At 67.6% G+C, this 16,467-nt stretch carries 15 protein-coding genes and 1 riboswitch; of the genes, 9 read left to right on the top strand and 6 right to left on the bottom strand.

Features of this window, described 5'->3' with window-relative positions; genetic code table 11:
• Positions 1-2: 2 nt before the first annotated feature.
• The 4 genes from ACSQ1W_RS11830 to ACSQ1W_RS11845 form a co-directional block, all read right to left on the bottom strand.
• A complete protein-coding gene (locus ACSQ1W_RS11830) occupies positions 3-371 on the bottom strand; it encodes a DUF423 domain-containing protein (RefSeq protein WP_436043709.1) in 369 nt (122 codons plus the stop codon).
• A 145-nt stretch (positions 372-516) separates the two neighbouring features.
• Entirely contained in the window at positions 517-1,677 is a 1,161-nt protein-coding gene (locus tag ACSQ1W_RS11835) for a polyketide cyclase (protein WP_436043710.1), read from the bottom strand.
• Between the two features lie 252 nt (positions 1,678-1,929).
• Positions 1,930-2,571 (bottom strand): response regulator, encoded by a 642-nt coding sequence (locus tag ACSQ1W_RS11840; RefSeq protein WP_162109974.1) that lies wholly within the window; start codon positions 2,569-2,571, stop codon positions 1,930-1,932.
• Positions 2,568-3,812: a sensor histidine kinase gene (locus ACSQ1W_RS11845; RefSeq protein ID WP_192271856.1), complete on the bottom strand. Its 1,245-nt coding sequence runs from the start codon at positions 3,810-3,812 to the stop codon at positions 2,568-2,570. The genes ACSQ1W_RS11840 and ACSQ1W_RS11845 overlap by 4 nt, the downstream gene beginning before the upstream one ends.
• Before the next feature lie 179 nt (positions 3,813-3,991).
• Between ACSQ1W_RS11845 and ACSQ1W_RS11850 the strand changes: the two genes are divergently transcribed.
• The 8 genes from ACSQ1W_RS11850 to ACSQ1W_RS11885 all read left to right on the top strand — a co-directional run bounded on the left by ACSQ1W_RS11850 (position 3,992) and on the right by ACSQ1W_RS11885 (position 11,433).
• Positions 3,992-4,588 (top strand): GNAT family N-acetyltransferase, encoded by a 597-nt coding sequence (locus ACSQ1W_RS11850; protein ID WP_192271858.1) that lies wholly within the window; start codon positions 3,992-3,994, stop codon positions 4,586-4,588.
• Complete coding sequence (gene minC / locus ACSQ1W_RS11855) at positions 4,585-5,358, top strand: septum site-determining protein MinC (protein WP_225589483.1); 774 nt, start codon at positions 4,585-4,587, stop codon at positions 5,356-5,358. The genes ACSQ1W_RS11850 and minC overlap by 4 nt, the downstream gene beginning before the upstream one ends.
• A gap of 44 nt (positions 5,359-5,402) precedes the next feature.
• Entirely contained in the window at positions 5,403-6,212 is an 810-nt protein-coding gene (minD, locus tag ACSQ1W_RS11860) for a septum site-determining protein MinD (protein ID WP_436043713.1), read from the top strand.
• Between the two features lie 2 nt (positions 6,213-6,214).
• Positions 6,215-6,469, top strand: a complete 255-nt coding sequence (gene minE / locus ACSQ1W_RS11865) for a cell division topological specificity factor MinE (RefSeq protein WP_055941742.1) — start codon at positions 6,215-6,217, stop codon at positions 6,467-6,469.
• Positions 6,470-6,547: 78 nt separating this feature from the next.
• Positions 6,548-6,997 (top strand): hypothetical protein, encoded by a 450-nt coding sequence (locus tag ACSQ1W_RS11870; RefSeq protein WP_225589556.1) that lies wholly within the window; start codon positions 6,548-6,550, stop codon positions 6,995-6,997.
• A 101-nt stretch (positions 6,998-7,098) separates the two neighbouring features.
• A complete protein-coding gene (locus ACSQ1W_RS11875) occupies positions 7,099-9,078 on the top strand; it encodes a M2 family metallopeptidase (RefSeq protein WP_436043716.1) in 1,980 nt (659 codons plus the stop codon).
• 72 nt (positions 9,079-9,150) lie between these two features.
• Positions 9,151-10,755 carry a trypsin-like serine peptidase gene (locus tag ACSQ1W_RS11880; RefSeq protein WP_436043718.1) on the top strand — a complete coding sequence of 535 codons (1,605 nt, stop codon included), beginning with the start codon at positions 9,151-9,153 and terminating at the stop codon, positions 10,753-10,755.
• A 123-nt stretch (positions 10,756-10,878) separates the two neighbouring features.
• The gene (locus ACSQ1W_RS11885; RefSeq protein ID WP_436043720.1) at positions 10,879-11,433 is read left to right on the top strand and encodes a metal-dependent hydrolase; all 555 of its coding nucleotides are present in this window, start codon (positions 10,879-10,881) and stop codon (positions 11,431-11,433) included.
• A gap of 80 nt (positions 11,434-11,513) precedes the next feature.
• Here the strand turns inward: ACSQ1W_RS11885 and ACSQ1W_RS11890 are convergent, their stop codons facing one another.
• Both ACSQ1W_RS11890 and ACSQ1W_RS11895 read right to left on the bottom strand, forming a co-directional pair.
• On the bottom strand, positions 11,514-11,924 hold the full coding sequence (locus ACSQ1W_RS11890; RefSeq protein WP_436043721.1) for a hypothetical protein: 411 nt from the start codon (positions 11,922-11,924) through the stop codon (positions 11,514-11,516).
• 18 nt (positions 11,925-11,942) lie between these two features.
• Complete coding sequence (locus tag ACSQ1W_RS11895; RefSeq protein WP_192271874.1) at positions 11,943-13,196, bottom strand: multidrug effflux MFS transporter; 1,254 nt, start codon at positions 13,194-13,196, stop codon at positions 11,943-11,945.
• Between the two features lie 199 nt (positions 13,197-13,395).
• Positions 13,396-13,517, top strand: a riboswitch (glycine riboswitch).
• Between the two features lie 42 nt (positions 13,518-13,559).
• Between ACSQ1W_RS11895 and gcvP the strand changes: the two genes are divergently transcribed.
• Entirely contained in the window at positions 13,560-16,463 is a 2,904-nt protein-coding gene (gene gcvP / locus ACSQ1W_RS11900) for an aminomethyl-transferring glycine dehydrogenase (RefSeq protein ID WP_436043724.1), read from the top strand.
• The last annotated feature ends 4 nt before the right edge of the window (positions 16,464-16,467 follow it).

A 16,467-nucleotide genomic window follows, 5' to 3' on the forward strand; every position in this document is an offset into this window, starting at 1 on the left:
TGTCAGCGACGGATGGCGTCGACCGCCCACAACACCCAGCCCAGCATCAGGGTGATGCCGCCGGCGGGCGCCAACCGGGTCGGCAGGCCGAAGAGCGCCCCGCCCACCAGGCTTCCCGCAAACAGCAGCGTGCCCAGCAGCAGCAGGCAGAGCGCCCCGGTTCCGAGACGCCGGGTCGTACCGGGCGCCAGTGCGGCCAGCGCCAGCCCGTGACCGAATGCGAACAAGGCAGCCATCTGCACATGCGACTGCGCCTGGGCAACCGCTATCCCGTGCGAGGCATAGGCGGATAGACCCACCGCGACGGCCGCCAGCAGGCCGCCACTCAAAGCGAGGAACGAGGGTTTGCGTTGGCGTCGGTCGTAGTTCATCGGTTCGCGGGTCCCGGGATCGGGCGGGCATCCTGCCAGGGGAAGGACGTGCGATCCGGGAGTCGCAACCCCACAAACACAACGCGCCGCATGAAGCGGCGCGTTGGGGTGGAGCGGGTCATCCGGGACAGGCGTCCGGGAAGGTTTACTGCTTGACGGCCCAGTAGACGTCGAACTTGCCGTCTTCCAGGAACGCGCCATCGACGCCGGACTTCCAGGACTCGTACGGACGGTCGACGACTTCGTGACCGGCGGTGACCGCCCAGGCACGCAGTGCATTGCGCTGGTTGTCCAACTGCGACATATAACCCGTGTAGCTGCCGTAGGCCGACTTGCGGGCCTGCGTACGGACGTACTCCACCGGCGCACCGGACGGGATGGTGACCTTCAGTTCACCCGTGGAGGCGACCGGCGCCGGCGGCGGCGTGACCGGAGCGGCACCCTCGGCGGCGGCGTCGGCCTTCGGCGCGGCGCTGCCCTTGCGGACCGGCTGGGCGACATCGAAGGCGTACTTCTCGGTGCCGAAGTCGGTGGTGATGATGCGCAGCGGGCCGGCGGCGACCAGGCCGTTGGCGTCCATCACGCGCTTGATCCATTCCTGGTTCGACTTGATCGAGCCCTTGATGGCGTCGTTGTTGCGGTCGATGTTGCCGGCGTTGACGACCAGCAGGTCCTCGGCGGGCACGTCGACGATCTTGAGGTCGCTCAGCGTGCTGCCCGCTTCGCGGTAATCGATGTTCGGCACGGTGGCGAGCATGTTGCTCAGCTTGCCCAGGCCGGCCTTGACGGCGTCGCCGACGTGGCGGCTGACGTACATGCCGGCATAACGGCCGATCAGGTTGAAGCCGTACGAGACCTCATAGCTCTGCGTGACCTTGACGTTGCGGTTGTTCTTGCCGCTCGGCTCCAGCGCGAAGGTGCTGCGCTTGTCGGTGCCCATGCGCTTGTCGACGATCGAGTAGACGATCTTGCCCGGGCCGCCGGTCGGCGCGGGGCGCTCGCTCTCGGTGATTTCCCAGCTGCCCTGTCCCCAGGCCGCGTTGGCGGAATTGAAGTCCACCTTGGCGCCGACACCCGTGTTGTCTTCGCCGCCGGAGTAGCTCAGCTCGTTGGCCGCGCTCGGAATCAGCGGATTCCAGTCCTTCAGACGACGCACGTTGTTCAGCGTGTCGAACACGATGGTCATGCGACGGTTGGTCTCGATGCTTTCCTGCAGCTGGCGCGAGGACGGCAGGACCAGGCCGATCACCAGAAACAGCGCCAGAACCAGCGCCAACGCAATCACGAACTCGATCAAACGGGTCATTCAGGAGTCTCCGGGGGCCGGTGCCTCGGCCGTGAAAAAAATGCACCGCGCATCCTAGCAGGGTTGCAGGGCTTCGGGCAGCCCATCTGACACCGGTTGGCCGCCCCTCTCCGGGACGTACGCGGGCGCATGCCGAGTGGCTGCCGGAAGCCCTGTTGCGCTGCAACGGCGGGCGTTTCCGCCATCCAGCCGGGGGCCTTCGCTACGACCCCGGCGTCGCCCGGCGCACCCGGTCGGGTGGATGTCCTCGCCTCAGACCAGCTGCAGTTCGAACGCCTTCAGTACTGCCCTGGTGCGATCGCGCACGCCGAGCTTGGAGAGGATGTTGGAGACGTGGTTCTTGATGGTGCCTTCGGCCACGCCCAGCGAGTTGGCGATCTCCTTGTTGGAAAAGCCGCTGGCCATCAGGCGGAGGATCTCGGTCTCGCGGTCGGTCAGCGGGTCCGGCCGGTCCAGGCTGACGAACTCGTTGCGCATGTGTTCGAGCCCGGACAGCAGGCGCTGGGTGACGGCCGGCTGCACCAGCGAACCACCGTCGGCCACCGTGCGGATCGCGCCGACCAGCTGTTCCAGCGAGACATCCTTCAGCAGATACCCCTTCGCGCCCGCCTTCAGCCCGGCCAGGACCAGTTGGTCGTCGTCGAAGGTGGTCAGGATGATGGTGGGCGGCAACTGGCCCGCGCGCGCCAGCGCCTGCAGGGCCTCCAGGCCCGACATCACCGGCATGCGCATGTCCATCAGCACCACGTCGGGCTTGACCTGCGGGACCAGGTCCACGGCCTGCTTGCCGTCGGCGGCCTCGGCCACGACCTCGATGCCATCGTCCAGCGCCAGCAGGGAGCGGATGCCCTGGCGCACCAGGGTTTGATCGTCGACCAGACAGACACGGATCACGGGGTTCCTCCGGAGCTGAGCTCGGGTGTGGGTTCGGGTACGGGTTGGGGAGCGGAAAGGGGCGCGAGCGCGGGCGTTTCGGTCACGGGCAGGGCGATATGCAGGCAGAAGCCGCGCCCCGGCTGCGTTTCGATACGCAGTTCGCCGCCGTACTGGGCCAGGCGCTCGCGCATGCCGGTCAGACCGTTGCCGGCCACCACCTGCTGGCTGCCGGCACCGTCGTCGCGGGCGTCGATCAGGATCCGGGCGCCGTCGCGCCGGCAGTGCAGCCAGAGGTGCCGGGCACCGGCATGACGCACGGCGTTGGTGATGATCTCCTGGGTACAACGGAGCAACACGTGGGCGCGGTGCGGATCCTCGAGGGTCAGCGGCTCTTCGATGTCCATATGGATGGCCAGCGACGGCACCTTCTCGGCCAACGGCAACAGGGCGGCCCCCAGGTCGATCGCCCCACTGTCGCGCAGCTGGCTGACCGCCTCGCGCACGTCGGTCAGCAACAGACGGGCCAGCGTATGCGCCTGGCGCACGTGTTCCTGCGCACGCCCTTCCGTCATGTGGCCGGCCACTTCCAGGTTCAGACTGAGCGCGGTCAGGTGGTGGCCCAGCAGGTCGTGCAACTCGCGCGAAATGCGGGTGCGCTCGTTGACGCGGGCACTTTCGGCCAGCAGCACCCGCGTGGCGCGAAGCTCCGCGTTGAGCCGGCGCTGCTCCTCGCGCGCCTGGGCCTGCTGGCGCGCCACGTAGGTGGTGATCAGCACAAAGGCGGCGAAGCCCACGTAGAACATCGACTGGAAGAGCGCCTCCCAGAAATTGAAGTCGTCTCGCGCCATGAACGATGGCACCAGCAACACGTGCGCCGCGAGCAGCCAGGCCACCGCGAAGCGCAGTTCCAGCAGCCAGGGCAGCACGCCGGCCATGATCAGCAGCAGCACCGCGCCCAGGCCGGTCTGCGTATAGAAGCCCACGCCGATCGCGGTGGCCGTCAGCACCATCGCCAGCGGCACGTTCCAGGCCACCGGCAGGCCGTCGCGCCGTCCGTCCAGGGCGCGCGTGGCGAGCCAGTAGACGCCGCCGAAGCTGAAATAGCACAGGGCCGTCAGCGGCAGGTTCACGCCCTGCCCGTCGGTTCCGCTTGACGGCGGCAGCACCCACACGTTCAGGATGATGGGAATTCCCACCAGGGCCCACGTATAGAGCCCGGCGGCGCGCAGCAGGCGGGTATGGCTGAGTCGTCCCAACATCCGGGCATCTTAGGCGGAATCGTCCGGATCCATGGCCCAACTAAAGTCATGCCGGCGTTGAAGCAAGGGACGGCCGGGTTCATCCCCGGCTCACCCGCGCCTCACCGGTCGCGGCAGCGCCATGCGATAATCCGCCCTCGGCCACGCGCCGCCCTGCAAGACCCGTTCGGAGTCAGGTAATGTCGATTGTCATCCGCGACGTGCGCGAGCACGAGCTGGATTCCGTCCTAGCCCTCAACAACAATGCCGGCCTGGCCATCCTGCCGCTGGATTCGGCCAAGGTCCGCCGCTTCTACGAGACGGCCGAATACTTCCGCGTCGCCGAGCGCGACGGCAACCTCGCCGGTTTCCTCGTCGGCTTCGGCTCCGGCACCGCGCACGACAGCAGCAACTTCGCCTGGTTCCGCGAGCGCTACCCGCAGTTCTTCTACATCGACCGCATCGTCGTGGCCAGTCGCCGCCGCGGCGGCGGTGTGGGCCGTGCGTTCTACGCCGACGTGCAGAGCTTCGCCGAGCTGCGCTATCCGCACCTGGCCTGCGAAGTCTTCCTCGACCACGGCGCCGACCCGGCCCTGCTGTTCCACGGCAGCTTCGGTTTCCGCGAAGTGGGCCAGAACGTCATGGCCGAGGCGGAAGTCCGCGCCAGCATGCTGATGAAGGAACTCTGCAGCTATCCGTGGGTACGCGACACCTACGGGGATGCCCTGCCCGACCTCGCGTGGACCCGCACCCGCCTGCTGGCCGACGCCAGCGCACAACGGCCGACCGGTACATGAGCGTGACCCGGGCTTCCATGGACTACGAGCAGGCCGGCGAACTGAAGATCGGCCAGGTCGGTATCGCCAACCTCCGCATCCGCACCCTCGACGTCGACCAGCTGATCCGGGAGATGCGCGAACGCGTCGAGCGCGCGCCCAAGCTGTTCGGCCGCGCGGCGGTGATCGTCGATTTCGGCGGCCTGACCCGTCTGCCCGATGCGGACACCGCGCGCGCCCTGATCGACGGCCTGCGCGGCGCAGGCGTCATCCCGGTCGCGCTGGCCTACGGCACCCGCGAAACCGAAACGCTGTCCGAACAGCTCGGATTGCCGCTGCTGGCCAAGTTCCGCGCCCAGTACGAGCCGGTGGCCACGTCCGCACCCGCGCCTTCGCGCGCGGCGCCGGAACCCGCCCCGGCCAAGGCGCCCGTCGCGCCGGTCGCGAAAACGGCGGAGACGAAACCCGGGCTGGTGCAGAAGACCCCCGTGCGTTCGGGCCAGCAACTGTATGCCGAGAACCGCGACCTGACCGTGCTGAGCACCGTGGGCGCCGGCGCCGAAGTCATTTCCGATGGCTCCATCCACATCTACGGCCCCCTGCGAGGCCGCGCCCTCGCCGGCGCGCGCGGCAATGCCGACGCCCGCATCTTCTGCCGTGAATTCCATGCCGAACTGGTCGCCATCGCCGGCCACTACAAGGTGATGGAAGAAGTACCCAAGGAACTGCGTGGCAAGGCCGTGCAGATCTGGCTCGACCAGGACCAACTCAAGATCGTCGCGCAGGACTGACGCGCGGCGCCGACCGAACATAAGAACGACCAAGGAGAACACCGTTGGCTGAAATCATCGTAGTCACGTCCGGCAAGGGCGGCGTCGGCAAGACCACCACCAGCGCCAGCATCGCCTGCGGCCTGGCGCGCCGCGGCAAGAAGGTCGCGGTCATCGACTTCGACGTCGGCCTGCGCAACCTCGACCTCATCATGGGCTGCGAGCGCCGCGTCGTGTACGACTTCGTCAACGTCACCCAGGGCGAGGCGACGCTGAAGCAGGCACTGATCAAGGACAAGCGCTTCGACACGCTGTTCGTGCTGGCCGCTTCGCAGACGCGCGACAAGGATGCGCTGACCAAGGAAGGCGTGGAGAAGGTGCTGAAGGACCTGGACGCCGACGGCTTCGATTACATCGTCTGCGACTCGCCGGCCGGCATCGAGAAAGGCGCGTTCCTGGCCATGTACTTCGCCGATACCGCCATCGTGGTGGTGAACCCGGAAGTCTCCAGCGTGCGCGACTCCGACCGCATCCTCGGCCTGCTGGACTCCAAGACCCGCAAGGCCGAGAACGGCGAATTGCTGAAGCCGCACCTGCTGCTCACCCGCTACAGCCCGTCGCGGGTGGAAGGCGGCGAGATGCTGAGCATCAAGGACGTGGAAGAGGTGCTGGGGCTCAAGACGCTGGGCGTGATCCCGGAATCCGGCGACGTGCTCAATGCCTCGAACAAGGGCGAGCCGGTGATCCTTGAACTGGAATCGCCCGCCGGCCAGGCATACGACGATGCCGTCGGCAGGCTGCTGGGCGAAGACCGCCCGCTGCGCTTCACCACCGTGGAGAAGAAAGGCTTCTTCAGCAAGTTGTTCGGAGCCTGAGCATGGGCATGTTCGATTTCCTCAAGCCGAAGAAAGAAACCGCCTCCATCGCCAAGGATCGACTGCGGATCATCGTCGCGCAGGAGCGCACCACCCGTGGCGCGCCCGATTACCTGCCGATGCTGCAGCGCGAGCTGCTGGAAGTGATCAAGAAGTACGTCAATGTCGATGCCGAAGCGGTCAACGTGAAGCTGATCAAGGAAGGCGAGCACGACGTGCTGGATATCTCGGTGTCGCTGCAGGAAGGCAGCGCCTGACCGCGGGGGCGGAGCCCTGCTCCGCCCTTGCACGGTTCGACCATGGACGTCGTCGCAGACAGCATCGACGCCGAGGTGATGCGCGTCGACGCGCTGCCCTTTGCCGCGGCGGCGACCCTGCTGTCCCGTTACGGCCTGATGCTGCATCGCGTCGATGATGGCGCGTCCATCCCCGGCAGTTACTGGGGGGAACCCGAAGCCGGCGTCATCGCACACAACGTCTATGTGCGCGGCGACACGCCCGTGCACTCGATGCTGCACGAAGCCTGCCACCTGATCGTGCTGCCGCCGGAACGGCGTGCGCAGGTACACACCGACGCCACCGACTCGGTGATCGAAGAAGACGCCACCTGCTGCCTGCAGATCATCCTGGCCGACGACCTGCCGGGCGTGGGCCGTGGACGACTGATGACCGACATGGATGCGTGGGGGTACACGTATCGGCTTGGGTCGACGCAGGCGTGGTTCGAGCAGGACGCCGAGGACGCGCGTACCTTCCTCAGGGAACGTGGCCTGCCCCACTGCTGAGACCGCTCCGCTGCCGGAGGTCGCGCTGTCGCACTTGCACCCCCTGCCCCGCTCTCACTACCCTTCCGGTTCCTGCGCCCGCGCACCCTGAAGGACGTCCCGTGAAGCACCGCCACCTCCTGCTCGCCCTCGCCGTCGGCGCGAGTGTCGCCACGCTCGCCGCCTGCAAGAAGGACGAGCCTGCCGCCGATACGGCCGCTGCACCAGCCGCACCGAAGGGCGAGACCGCCGACCAGTTCATCGCGCGCGTCAACGACGAATTCAAGAAGATGTATCCGGAGCTGACCGCCGCGCAGTGGCTGTCGAGCACCTACATCAACGACGACAGCCAGCTGCTGGCGGCCAAGGGCAACGAGCGCTACCTGACCCAGCTCAACAGCTGGATCGAACAGGCGAAGAAGTTCGAAGGCCAGCAGATGTCACCTGAAACGGCGCGCGCCATCCAGCTGCTGAAGCTGGCCACCGCGATGCCGGCACCGAAGGATCCCGCCAAGCTCGCCGAGCTGACCCAGATCGCCACCAGGATGGAAGGCACCTACGGTGCGGGCAGCTATTGCACCGGCGAAGGCGATGCGAAGAAGTGCCGCCAGCTCGGCGAACTGGAAGACGTGCTGCGCAGCAGCCGCGACTACGATGCGCAACTCGATGCGTGGCAGGGCTGGCACACCATCGCCCAGCCGATGCGCAAGGACTACACGCGCTTCGTCGAACTGGTGAACGAAGGCTCGAAGGAAATGGGCTTCGCCGACGCCGGCGAAATGTGGCGCAGCGGCTACGACATGACCCCCGCCGAGATCGCCGCCGAGACCGACCGCCTGTGGGGCCAGGTCAAGCCGCTGTACGAGCAGCTGCACTGCTACACGCGCACCAAACTGCAGACCACCTACGGCGTGGAGAAGGGCCAGGTCAATGGCCTGCTGCCGGCGCACCTGATGGGCAACATGTGGCAGCAGGACTGGGGCAACCTGTGGGACGTGCTGGAGCCGTACAAGGGCGCCGGCGACCTCAACATCACCGCCGCGCTGGAGAAGCAGTACCAGGCGGACTACCAGGCCGCGCTGGCGAAGGCCGGCCCCGGCCCGAACACCGATACGCTGTTCAAGGCCGAACGCGACGCGCAGCTGCAGGTCGCCCGGCAGATGACCGAGCGCGCGCAGGACTTCTATACCAGCCTCGGCATGCCCAAGCTGCCCGAGAGCTACTGGTCGAAGACGCAGTTCATCAAGCCGATGGACCGCGACGTGGTCTGCCACGCCAGCGCTTGGGACATGAACATGACCGGCGACGTGCGCACCAAGATGTGCATCAAGCCGAACGAGGAAGATTTCACCACCATCTACCACGAGCTGGGCCACGTCTATTACTACCTGGCCTACAACAAGCTGCCGCCGCTGTTCCAAACCGGTGCGCACGACGGCTTCCACGAGGCGATCGGCGACACGATGGTGCTGGCGATGACGCCGGACTACCTGAAGTCGATCGGCATGATCGATGCCACGACGCAAAGCAACGAAGCGCTGATCAACAACCAGATGCGCATGGCGCTGGCCAAGGTCTCGTTCATGCCGTTCGGCCTGATGATCGACCGCTGGCGCTGGGGCGTGTTCGACGGCAGCATCAAGCCGGCCGACTACAACAAGGCGTGGTGGGAACTGAAGGCGAAGTACCAGGGCGTGGCGCCAGCCACTGCGCGCGGCGAGGACTTCTTCGATCCGGGCGCGAAGTACCACGTGCCGGGCAACACGCCGTATACGCGCTACTTCCTCTCGCACGTGCTGCAGTTCCAGTTCTACAAGGGCCTGTGCGATGCGGCCGGTTACAAGGGCCCGCTGTACAACTGCAGCTTCTACGGCAACAAGGCGGCGGGCCAGAAGTTCTGGGCGATGCTCGAGAAGGGCGCCAGCCAGCCGTGGCAGGGCACGCTGAAGGAACTGACCGGCACCGAGAAGATGGATGCCGGCGCGGTGCTGGAATACTTCGCCCCGCTGCAGGACTGGCTGAAGCAGCAGAACGAGGGCCAGACCTGCGGCTGGCAGACGCCAGCGCCCGCGCCCGCGGCCGCCGCGCCCACGAAGTCGTAAGCGAACGCGAGGGGCGGGTCGATGACGGCCCGCCCTTCCCCGGCACCAGACCTTGGAAAGGACGTCCTACCGATGACACATCCCATGACCTTCCGCCTGCTGGCGAGCCTGCTGCTCGCCGTGCCGCTGGCCGCGAGCGCCGCCGTCACCCAGGTGGCGGGTGAGGCCAGTCGTACGCCGGTCCAGACCGCGCCCGGCTGGAAGCTGGCGCAGTTCCCCGCACGCACCGCCACCCACGTTGGCTACCGCGAGATGGCGCTGGAACGGCTGGTGAAACTGCAGCAGTACAACGCCTCCGCCCGCCCCAAGGCCATGCAGATCGGCATCGGTCGCCAGCTCGCGGGTGAAGGCATCGGCAGGACGACACCGGCCTTGCGCTGGGTACCTCTGGCATCCGGCGGCGCCGTCGCGCGTCTGCAGGTCAGTTCGCCGGATGCGCTGGGATTGCGCGTGGGCCTGCAGGTGGCGGGACTGCACCCGCATGTCGAACTGAGATTCGGCGGCTCGGACGCGCCGACGCGTGTCGTTGCCGCAATCACCGCGGCCGAGGCCCGCCAGGCCGCCGACGCCCAGGGCATCTACTGGAGCCCGGCGACCGACGGCATCAGCCAGGTCATCGAGGTCTATCGTCCGGCGCACGTCACGGCGGCACAGGCGCGGCTGCAGGCGCCGCAGGTGTCGCACCTGCTGGCCAACAGTGAAAACAACTTCAAGATCGTCGAGAAGATCGGCGAATCCGCGAGCTGCAACATCGATGCGGTATGCCGCGTCGACAGCCTGGGCCCCGCCTACGTGCAAGCGAAGAATGCCGTGGCGCACATGGTCTTCAATGTCTACACCACCGCAGGCGGCATCTACGGCACCTACATCTGCACCGGCACCCTGCTCAACGACACCACGCCCGGCACGCAGGTGCCGTGGTTCTACTCGGCGGACCACTGCTTCGCCGGTGGCAGCGACGGCGTACCGGTGCAGGACCGCGCCAAGGTCGCGCTCAGCCTCAACACCTACTGGGGTTACGAGAATTCGGTCTGCGGCACCAACAATGGCGTGCGCGCCAATCCGCTGACCGGCGGCGCGGACGTCATGTTCCATGACGCCAACGTCGACGCCCTGCTGCTGCGTCTTCGCAACGCTCCGCCGACGTCGGCGACGTTCGCCGGCTGGGATGCCAGTCCGCTGGCCGCGAATGCCAGCGTGATCGCCCTGCACCATCCGTCCGGCGATGCCAAGAAGTACTCGCGTGGCCAGCATCTCACCGACGTCTATCCGGAGAACTTCACCGTCGGCTGGCAGGAGGGCACCACGGAGGGCGGCAGCAGCGGCTCCGGCCTGTTCACCCTGTATCGCGACAACAGTTACCGCCTGCGCGGCGGCCTGTACGGTGGAAGCGCGAGTTGCGCCAATGCCGGCAACCTCTCCAACCCGGGTAACCGCGACCACTACTCCCGTCTCGACCTGGTGTTCCCGCAGATCAAGCAGTGGCTCGCCGCCGATCCGGTCCGCGAGCACGGCACGCAGCCCCTGGTGCGTTCCGCCGGCGCGGTCGCACAGGGCCAGGGCGCACGGACCTCGCCCGCCACGGCTGCACCGGTACCTGCCGCCGTAACCGATCCGGCCGTACGCCAACGTCAGTCGCAGGCGGTGCCGTTGCGGGCCGGCACGCTCGAGCGCTGAGCCGGGCACGCACGCGAAGAGACAAGGCCGGCACCCGCCGGCCTTTTTTCTGCGTACGCACCCGCTTCATCGTGCGCACACGGAACGCAGCGAACCTGCGCACGACACCCTGCGGACCTGCCCATGCCGACGATCTTCACTCACGCGCTCATCCCGCTGGCGGCGGGCGTCGCGCTCGGCAGCAGACGAATCCCGCCCCGTCTGGTCGGCGCCGGCATGCTGGCCGCGATGCTGCCGGACGCGGATGTCCTGGCGTTCAAGCTGGGCATCGACTACGCGCATGCCTTCGGCCATCGGGGCGCCAGCCATTCCCTGGTGTTCGCGCTGGCCTGCGGTGCGCTCGCCGGCGCCGGTGCACGCGGGCTCCGGACCTCGGCCCTGACGGCTTTCCTGTTCATCGCGCTGTCGGCCGTGTCGCATCCGCTGCTGGATATGCTGACCGACGGCGGCCTCGGCGTCGCGCTGCTGTGGCCCTGGTCCGACGCCCGCCATTTCGCGCCGTGGCGGGTGATCGAGGTGTCGCCGTTCGCGAACCGCTTCTTCAGCGCGCGCGGCGTGGCCGTGCTGCTGTCGGAGTTCCGCTGGGTGTGGTTGCCGGTGTTGGCGCTGGCGGGACTGGCTGCGTGGCAACGCTGCAGAATGAAGGCTGTCTGTGGGAGCGACGTAAGTCGCGAATGAGCCACTTGAACGATTGAGAATTTTCGGTCTCGGATGATCGCGACTTACGTCGCTCCCACATCCGCATTCAGCGCCGAACGTCAGTTCACGTCCGGCGCAGACTCCGGCTTGCGGTCCTTCATCTGTGCGGCCAGTTGTTCCTCGAACTGCTCGAGCGTCAGCCCTTGCGCGGCCGCCTCGATCACCGCGGTGTCGCGCAGTTCGTCCGAATACACCAGCCGCACCGCATTGCCCTGCGCCTCGTGCAACGCGGCGGCCTGCTTGATCATCGCCAGCACTTCGGCGGCGCTGTCGGAGCTGCCGGCGATGCGGCCGTCCATGCCCAGCACCCACACGCCCGCCTGGCGCACTACGCCCGCCAGCAGTTCGCCCTGGGGATTGCGCAGCTCGGCATGCGGCTCGATGGCGGGCGCATTCGCGCGCGCCTGGTTGTGCGCCTTGATCGCCTTGCGTTTCTTCGCTTCGCGGCGGGCCTTGGACTGGATCGACATGGGAGTTCTCGCGGAAGGTCAGAGTTGATCGGTGGGTTCGAGCGCGGCGGCGTTCTTCGGGCAGGCCAGCCGCCGACGATGGGCCTGCGCCTCCCATTGCCACATCAGCCAGCCCAGCAGCGTGAATCCCGCCATGCCGAGCGCCAGGTGCAGGCCATGATGGCTCAACAGCGGCGACAGCACACCGGCGACCACGGCATTGACGATCAGATTGCTGAACGCCTGCAGCGACGACGCCGCGCCCCGCTGCCGCGGGTACATGTCGAGGATGGCCAGCGTCAGGATCGGGAACACCAGGGCCACGCCCAACGCCGCCAGCATCATCGGCAGCACCGCCCACGGCACCCGGATGTCGTCGCCGGCCCAGGCGTTGTAGCCCACGTTGGCCACCATGGCCAATGCCATGCAGGCGTAGCCGATCTTCACCAGCCGCGTGCCTTCGATGCGCCCGGCGGCGCGCCCGGACAGGAACGCGCCCAACACCATGCCGCCGATCGTGGGCAGGAACAGCCAGGCGAACTGCTGCTCGTCCAGGTGCAGCAGGTCCATCACGAACGCCGGTGCCGATGCGATGTACAGGAACAGGCCGGCGAAGCTCAGTGAACCGGCCAGCGCCAGCCGCAGGAAGCGCGGGTTCCGTGCGATGCCCACGTAGTCGCGCAGCAGATGGCGCGGCGAGACCCGGTGGCGCACTTCCGGCGGATGCGTCTCCGGCAGCCAGCCGACCACCGCGACGATCAGCAGCAGCGAGAAGCCGGCCAGGAACCAGAAGATCATCGGCCATGCGCTCCAGCCGAGGATCCAGCCGCCCACGATCGGCGCGATGGCCGGCGCGATGCCGAAGATCATCGACACCTGGCTCATCAGCCGCTGGGCGTCGTCGCCATCGCGCGCATCGCGGATCACCGCACGCCCGACGATGAAGCCGACGCCGGCGGACAGGCCCTGCACGCCACGGAACAGCAGCAGCGTGCCCATGTCGGTGGCCATCGCGCAGCCCACCGACGCCAGCAGGAACACCACCAGTCCGCCCAGGATCACCCGCCGACGGCCGAACGTGTCCGACAGCGGCCCGTGCACCAGGCTCATCAACGCGTAGGTCAGCAGGTAGACGCTGATGGTCTGCTGCATCGCCACCTTGTCGGCGCCCAGCTGCGCGGCCATGGCCGGGAACGCCGGAAAGATGGTGTCGATGGAGAACGGGCCGAACATCGCCAGTCCGCCCAGCAGCAGGGCCAGGCGCCGGTTCGAGATCGTGTGGGGGGCACTCATTGCGGGAAAACTCCGGACGGGCGCGGTGCGGCTTCATGAACAGGCCGCGCCGGGCGGCCCATGGTACGCCCAAACCGCCGGCCGGCCGTCCCGCCGGGCTATACTCCGCGGGCAAGACCCGGTGGGAGAAGTCCGTCGCCCGCGACGTGCTGCCGAAGGCGCAAACGCCCGTAATCGCTCAGGCCCGATACCACCACTGCAACGACACTCTGGAGAGACCGGCCGCCCATGCGGCAGCGCCGGCGCCGAAGGGGCACGAAGCGCGCGACCTCCTCGTCGGCGCGCTTCCAAACTCTCAGGCAAAAGGACAGAGGGGCATCCCACGCGCGGTTTCCGCGCGCCGGTCCCCATTGCCCTTCCCGGATGCCTTCCATGTCGAACACCCCCTCCCTGCGCGAGCTCGAGCACCACGGCGCGTTCCTCGAACGCCACATCGGCCCCAACGACGCCGAGATCGCGCACATGCTGCGCGTGGTCGGACACGCCTCGCTCGATGCGATGACCGACGCCATCGTGCCGGCCAGCATCAAGTCCGCGCAGCCGCTGGCCCTGCCCGCCCCGATCAACGAGGAAGAAGCGCTGGCGAAGATCCGCGCCGTCGCCGACCGCAACCAGGTCTTCCGCAGCTTCATCGGCCAGGGCTACTACGGCACGCACACGCCGAAGGTCATCCTGCGCAACATCCTCGAGAACCCGGCCTGGTACACGGCCTACACGCCGTACCAGGCGGAAATCTCGCAGGGCCGCATGGAAGCGCTGATCAACTTCCAGACCATGGTCACCGACCTGACCGGCATGGAGATCGCCAGCGCCTCGCTGCTGGACGAAGGCACCGCCGCCGCCGAGGCGATGACGCTGGCCAAGCGCTCGGCCAAGTCGAAGTCGAACACCTTCCTGGTCGCCGGCGACACCCACCCGCAGACGCTGGAAGTGCTGGCCACCCGCGCCGAACCGCTCGGCATCACCGTCGAGGTCGTGCGCTCCACCGATGCCTTCCACGAGAAGCTCGCCGCCGGTGATTACTTCGGCGTGCTGGTGCAGTACCCCGCATCGAGTGGCTGGGTCGAAGAGTGGTCGAAGGATGCCGAGACGATCCACGCACACCACGCGCTGTTCGTCGTCGCCACCGACCTGCTGGCGCTGACCCTGCTGAAGCCGCCGGGCGAGATGGGCGCCGACATCGTGGTCGGCAACTCGCAGCGCTTCGGCGTGCCGTTCGGCTTCGGTGGTCCGCACGCTGCGTTCATGGCATGCCGCGATGCCTACAAGCGCAGCATGCCCGGCCGCCTGATCGGCGTGTCGGTCGACGCCGAAGGCAAGCCGGCCTATCGCCTGACCCTGCAGACGCGCGAGCAGCACATCCGCCGCGAGAAGGCCACCTCGAACATCTGCACCGCGCAGGTGCTGCTCGCCGTCATGGCCAGCATGTACGCCGTCTACCACGGCCCCGAAGGCCTGGCGCGCATCGCCGGCCGCGTCGCCCGCCTGACCGCCATCCTCGCCGACGGTCTGCGCAAGATCGGCTATCCGGCCGTGCACGCCAGCGCATTCGACACGCTGTGCGTCGAACCCGGCGATGCGCGCGACGCCATCCTGGCCCGCGCCCGCGCCGCGCGCCTCAACCTGCGCGTGCGCGGCAACGGCTCGCTGTGCATCGCACTGGACGAAACCACCACCCGCGCCGACATCGAGGCGCTGTGGGGCGTGTTCGCCGGTGAAGGCGCCACGCTGCCGTCGGTCGATGCGCTGGATGCCAGCGCACCGTCGCTGATCCCGGCCGCCCTGCGCCGCACCAGCGATTTCCTGACCCACCCGGTGTTCAACACGCACCACAGCGAACACGAACTGCTGCGCTACATGCGCGCGCTCTCCGACAAGGACCTGGCGCTGGACCGCACCATGATCCCGCTGGGCAGCTGCACCATGAAGCTCAACGCCACCGCCGAGATGATCCCGGTGACGTGGCCGGAGTTCGGCAACATCCATCCGTTCGCGCCGGCCGAGCAGTCGCAGGGCTACACGCAGCTGATCGACGAGCTGGAAGCGATGCTGGTCGAATGCACCGGTTACGACGCCGTCAGCCTGCAGCCGAACTCCGGCGCGCAGGGCGAGTACGCCGGCCTGCTGGCGATCCGCGCCTACCACCGCGCGCGTGGCGAAGCGCACCGCGACATCTGCCTGATTCCCGAGTCCGCGCACGGCACCAACCCGGCCAGCGCGCAGATGTGCGGCATGACCGTGGTGGTGACCAAGTGCGATGCCAACGGCAACGTCGACGTGGAGGACATCCGCCGCGCCGCCGAGAAGTACAGCGACCGCCTGGCCGCGATCATGATCACCTACCCGTCCACGCACGGCGTGTTCGAGGAGGACGTGGTCGCCATCTGCGACATCGTCCACCAGCACGGCGGGCAGGTGTACACCGACGGCGCCAACATGAATGCGCTGGTCGGCGTGGCCAAGCCCGGCAAGTGGGGCTCGGACGTCTCGCACCTCAACCTGCACAAGACCTTCTGCATCCCGCACGGCGGCGGTGGTCCCGGCGTCGGTCCCTGCGCGGTAAAGGCGCACCTGGCGCCGTACCTGCCGAAGAAGCTCGGCGGCGAAGGCGACGTGGGCATGGTGTCGGCGGCCAGCTTCGGCAGCGCCAGCATCCTGCCGATCAGCTGGATGTACATCACGCTGATGGGCGCGGCCGGCCTGCGCAAGGCCACCCAGGTGGCGCTGCTCAACGCCAACTACATCGCCAAGCGGCTGGAACCGCACTTCGAGACGCTGTACACCGGCCGCAACGGGCTGGTGGCGCACGAATGCATCCTCGACCTGCGCCCGATCAAGGACCGCACCGGCATCAGCGCCGAGGACGTGGCCAAGCGCCTGATCGACTTCGGCTTCCACGCGCCGACGCTGAGCTTCCCGGTCGCCGGCACGCTGATGGTCGAGCCGACCGAAAGCGAATCGCAGCACGAGCTGGACCGCTTCATCGACGCGATGATCGAGATCCGCGAAGAGATCCGCGCGGTCGAGGACGGCCGCCTGGACCGCGAGGACAACCCGCTGAAGCACGCGCCGCACACCGCCACGATGGTGATGGCCAGCGAGTGGACCCACGCCTATCCGCGCGAACTGGCGGCGTTCCCGTTGGCCACGTTGAAGCTGCAGAAGTACTGGCCGCCGGTCTCGCGCGTGGACAACGTCTACGGCGACAAGAACGTCATGTGCGCCTGCATCCCCGTGGATGCGTACAAGGACGAAGTGGAAGCGTAAGCAC

It is taken from the genome of Pseudoxanthomonas sp. LjRoot143 (assembly GCF_964252945.1).
Classification (GTDB): Bacteria; Pseudomonadota; Gammaproteobacteria; order Xanthomonadales; family Xanthomonadaceae; genus Pseudoxanthomonas_A.

Coding starts and splice junctions, on each gene's coding strand:
- ACSQ1W_RS11830 (WP_436043709.1), bottom strand. CDS start 371: ATGAACTACGACCGACGCCAACGCAAACCCTCGTTCCTCGCTTTGAGT.
- ACSQ1W_RS11835 (WP_436043710.1), bottom strand. CDS start 1,677: ATGACCCGTTTGATCGAGTTCGTGATTGCGTTGGCGCTGGTTCTGGCG.
- ACSQ1W_RS11845 (WP_192271856.1), bottom strand. CDS start 3,812: ATGTTGGGACGACTCAGCCATACCCGCCTGCTGCGCGCCGCCGGGCTC.
- ACSQ1W_RS11850 (WP_192271858.1), top strand. CDS start 3,992: ATGTCGATTGTCATCCGCGACGTGCGCGAGCACGAGCTGGATTCCGTC.
- minC (WP_225589483.1), top strand. CDS start 4,585: ATGAGCGTGACCCGGGCTTCCATGGACTACGAGCAGGCCGGCGAACTG.
- minE (WP_055941742.1), top strand. CDS start 6,215: ATGGGCATGTTCGATTTCCTCAAGCCGAAGAAAGAAACCGCCTCCATC.
- ACSQ1W_RS11870 (WP_225589556.1), top strand. CDS start 6,548: ATGCGCGTCGACGCGCTGCCCTTTGCCGCGGCGGCGACCCTGCTGTCC.
- ACSQ1W_RS11880 (WP_436043718.1), top strand. CDS start 9,151: ATGACACATCCCATGACCTTCCGCCTGCTGGCGAGCCTGCTGCTCGCC.
- ACSQ1W_RS11885 (WP_436043720.1), top strand. CDS start 10,879: ATGCCGACGATCTTCACTCACGCGCTCATCCCGCTGGCGGCGGGCGTC.
- ACSQ1W_RS11890 (WP_436043721.1), bottom strand. CDS start 11,924: ATGTCGATCCAGTCCAAGGCCCGCCGCGAAGCGAAGAAACGCAAGGCG.
- ACSQ1W_RS11895 (WP_192271874.1), bottom strand. CDS start 13,196: ATGAGTGCCCCCCACACGATCTCGAACCGGCGCCTGGCCCTGCTGCTG.
- gcvP (WP_436043724.1), top strand. CDS start 13,560: ATGCCTTCCATGTCGAACACCCCCTCCCTGCGCGAGCTCGAGCACCAC.